General features: G+C 32.4%; 4 protein-coding genes and 1 pseudogene. 3 read left to right on the top strand and 2 right to left on the bottom strand.

Annotated features, from left to right (window positions below; genetic code table 11):
* Positions 1-432: 432 nt before the first annotated feature.
* Together A3EQ_RS22485 and A3EQ_RS22480 are read right to left on the bottom strand one after the other, a co-directional pair.
* Positions 433-588 (bottom strand): hypothetical protein, encoded by a 156-nt coding sequence (locus tag A3EQ_RS22485; protein WP_020154877.1) that lies wholly within the window; start codon positions 586-588, stop codon positions 433-435.
* Positions 589-665: 77 nt separating this feature from the next.
* Complete coding sequence (locus A3EQ_RS22480) at positions 666-830, bottom strand: hypothetical protein (RefSeq protein ID WP_154652842.1); 165 nt, start codon at positions 828-830, stop codon at positions 666-668.
* 331 nt (positions 831-1,161) lie between these two features.
* Here A3EQ_RS22480 and A3EQ_RS0109155 point away from each other — a divergent pair, with 331 nt between their 5' ends.
* From A3EQ_RS0109155 to A3EQ_RS20850, 3 genes and pseudogenes are all read left to right on the top strand, one after another.
* Entirely contained in the window at positions 1,162-1,542 is a 381-nt protein-coding gene (locus A3EQ_RS0109155; protein WP_020154876.1) for a hypothetical protein, read from the top strand.
* 201 nt (positions 1,543-1,743) lie between these two features.
* Positions 1,744-2,805 carry an ABC transporter ATP-binding protein gene (locus A3EQ_RS20855; protein ID WP_020154875.1) on the top strand — a complete coding sequence of 354 codons (1,062 nt, stop codon included), beginning with the start codon at positions 1,744-1,746 and terminating at the stop codon, positions 2,803-2,805.
* A gap of 96 nt (positions 2,806-2,901) precedes the next feature.
* Positions 2,902-3,090: pseudogene (locus tag A3EQ_RS20850) on the top strand (IS256 family transposase); the annotation flags it as partial.

Here is a 3,090-nt window from a genome sequence, read left to right as displayed (position 1 = left end):
AGGGTTTGTATCTTACCTATGAGGGATTGAAACAATTTCATCGATATTCAGTTTTTGAAGTGGACTGAGTGTTTGTATCTTACCTATGAGGGATTGAAACAATACCTCAATTCGATATTCGGGGACATCAACCTCCGTTTGTATCTTACCTATGAGGGATTGAAACGTAAAATGGCGTCAGCTATATTCGGACTTTTCGACAGTTTGTATCTAACCTTTGAGGGATTGAAACAATCCAAAGAGGGTTTCTCCTTCTTTGAAGTCTTCCATGTTTGTATCTTACCTTTGATGGATTGAAACTCCGATTGAAAAAGTCCTCGGCCCCTCTCTCCATGTCTGTTTGTATCTTACCTAATGAGGGATTTGAAATATTTAAAACACCTTTCTTTTTAAGGGATTTTTGCCAATTTGAATCAAGCCTTCGGGCGAGGACTAATTTATCTTCAAAAATCCTAGATGTTTGAGCAAAAACTGTTGGGTTTTATGGTTATATCTGGCCAAAAATTTGACTTTTTCTTTTATTTTCTTTTCAGTTTCCCTGATTTTTCTTTCTGTTTCTTCTAATTCTTCCTGTTCAATTTCCAGCATATTTAGTTTTTCTTTAAATTTTTGTTGCGTTTCATCTATTCGTTTGCGTTTTTCTTCCAGCCCTTTTATAAATTTAGTTAAATCGTTCCTTTTGTGCCTTCATTTACTAAAAGAAGGATTTCATTTAGTCCTTCCCAATCTTCATTTTTAAATAATTTTGATAATGAAAGAGCTTTTAAACCAAGCAGCTCGAATTTTAAAAGGGCTTTTGAATTTAAATTTCGAGCCACTTTATTGAGCATATTATTGTATCGGCTTAAACGTTTAGCTTGATCTAATGAAACAGGAAACTTATTTGAATTTTTATCGCGTTAAATAATAAAAATTTATAAAATAAAAGGAATTTGCTGTTTATTGTCAAAGGATATTATCGGTGCTGATCTATAAAAGTATCTATAAAGCAGTATTTTCAAAAAAAACAGGAGGATTTTTGATTATGCTGTTAGAAAAAGTCATTATCTAAAAGTTAGAGAACATGAAGCCCATCTAAAAAAAGGAGAATTAGCTTATTTTCCAAAAAAGGCTTACAGGGTAACAAGTGCAAAAACTAAAGATGATGGTTATTTTGCAGAATTGTATTTAAGTGACGGAAAAACCCCTCTCGTCGAAGGAACAATTATAGGAGTTAATGAACTGATAGTATCAAATGATTCCAAAGTAGAAATCAGCGATAATACTGGTTTAATGTTCCGTTTGGGGGAAAACTCCGAGTTTTCACTAGAGTTGACCGCGCTGGGAATTGCCCAGTTTTCTATGGTGAGGTTTAATAAGGGAGACCAGGGGGACATCCAATTGTTACGTGTGGTGGAAAGTATAGGACAAGTTGTTATGTACAATGTCCTACAACAATGTTTTTTGAAAACTTGGAGCCTGATCTTGATGCATTTTCCGCTCTATCTGATGAAGTCGAAGCCTGGGAATATGATGAAAGAGGCAGAAGATTTCCAATTGTAACACTTGAGGAGGGGTATTAAGATACTTAGAAGATAGACCTATGAGAGAACGATATATTGTTGAATCTATTGAACCAATTACAGATGATAAATATGACTATATTACTTCTAAATTTATGAATCCTAAAAATTGGAGATAATTCTAAAAGGGCGAGATTACAAGTCTCGTCCTTATTCATCTTAGGTTAATGGGGATGATAATATGAAAATTATAAAAACGGTTAATAAATTTTTATTACTATTTATAAAATCTTTCCCTATATTTTGGAAGTCATCAAAATTATACACAACAATATTATTAATTACCGTACCATTACAGGGTATATTACCGGCTTTAAGTTTATGGTTAGCAAAAGGTATGATTGATGAGCTTTCAACAGGTGTCTTTACGAATTTAATGATTTTCTTTTTATTTTGGTTAATTGCTTCATTTTTAAGTTCAATAATAAGTCCAATAGAAATGACGTTTCAAGGGTTACTTACTGACAAATTAATATACAATATTAATAGACAATTGATGGAAAAATCCTCAAAATTAACTGATTTATATTACTTTGAGGATTCGAAGTTTTATGATGATATTCAAGTTATAGAACAAGAGGCCGCATGGAGACCTGTTAATTTAATGGTGTTCGCAACCAGTGTAATTAGAAATGGAATATCTGGTATTTCAATGCTTTTTCTATTAACTGGTTTCCATCCATTAATTTCTTTGATTATACTAATTTCAATTCTTCCGCAGGCATTTGTTAGCTATCGTTTACAAAGAGAAGCTTTCGAGACAATGGTAGACCGTAGTCCTGATTCAAGAAAGTTGAGATATTATAGTTCTGTTATGTTATCAAAAGAACACGCTAAAGAAGTAAGACTTTTCAAACTAAGTTCTTTTTTTATCAATAAATATGACCAAGTCTATAATAAAATTCATCAGGATATTAAAAATGTCCGATATAAACAAGCAATTTATTCCATATTGTTAGTTTTGCTTGGATTAATTGGTATTGGCTTTAGTTTTTGGTGGGTAATTGAACAAGCTATCAATGGCATTTTTACTCCTGGTGATATTCTTGTTTTTTCTTCATCAATTCTTTTAGCAAGACAAAGCCTCTCTAGTATGATTGAAGAATCAAGTTTGCTATACGATACACTATTATATATGGAAAAATTTTTTAACTTTTTATCTTTGAAGCCAATTGTAAACTCAGGAACAAAAGAAATGAATTTAAATGATAGCGATTATGAAATTACATTTGATGATGTATAAAAGTTTGTGTAAAGCATTTTGCTAGACCAAAAGAAAAAAGGTAGGGTATTCTCTGATTTAGCCATAACACATTCCAGAGAAAGGAGTACCCTACCTATGTCTAAAAGAAGTATACCGAATGTCGACTGGGCAAATCAACTGGAAAGTGTTATTCGTCAATTTGTGAAAGAAAAATTAGAGCTGATTATGCGGGAAGAAATGAAAAATTTCCTCGAAATCGAACAGGCTGGAACACCGAATATGAGAAACGGCTACTATCAGCGAAATCTAGATACGCAATATGGC

Origin of the sequence: Caldibacillus debilis DSM 16016 (assembly GCF_000383875.1) — a bacterium.
GTDB lineage: Bacteria > Bacillota > Bacilli > Bacillales > Caldibacillaceae > Caldibacillus > Caldibacillus debilis.
This window is presented reverse-complemented; position numbering and strand designations above follow the sequence as displayed.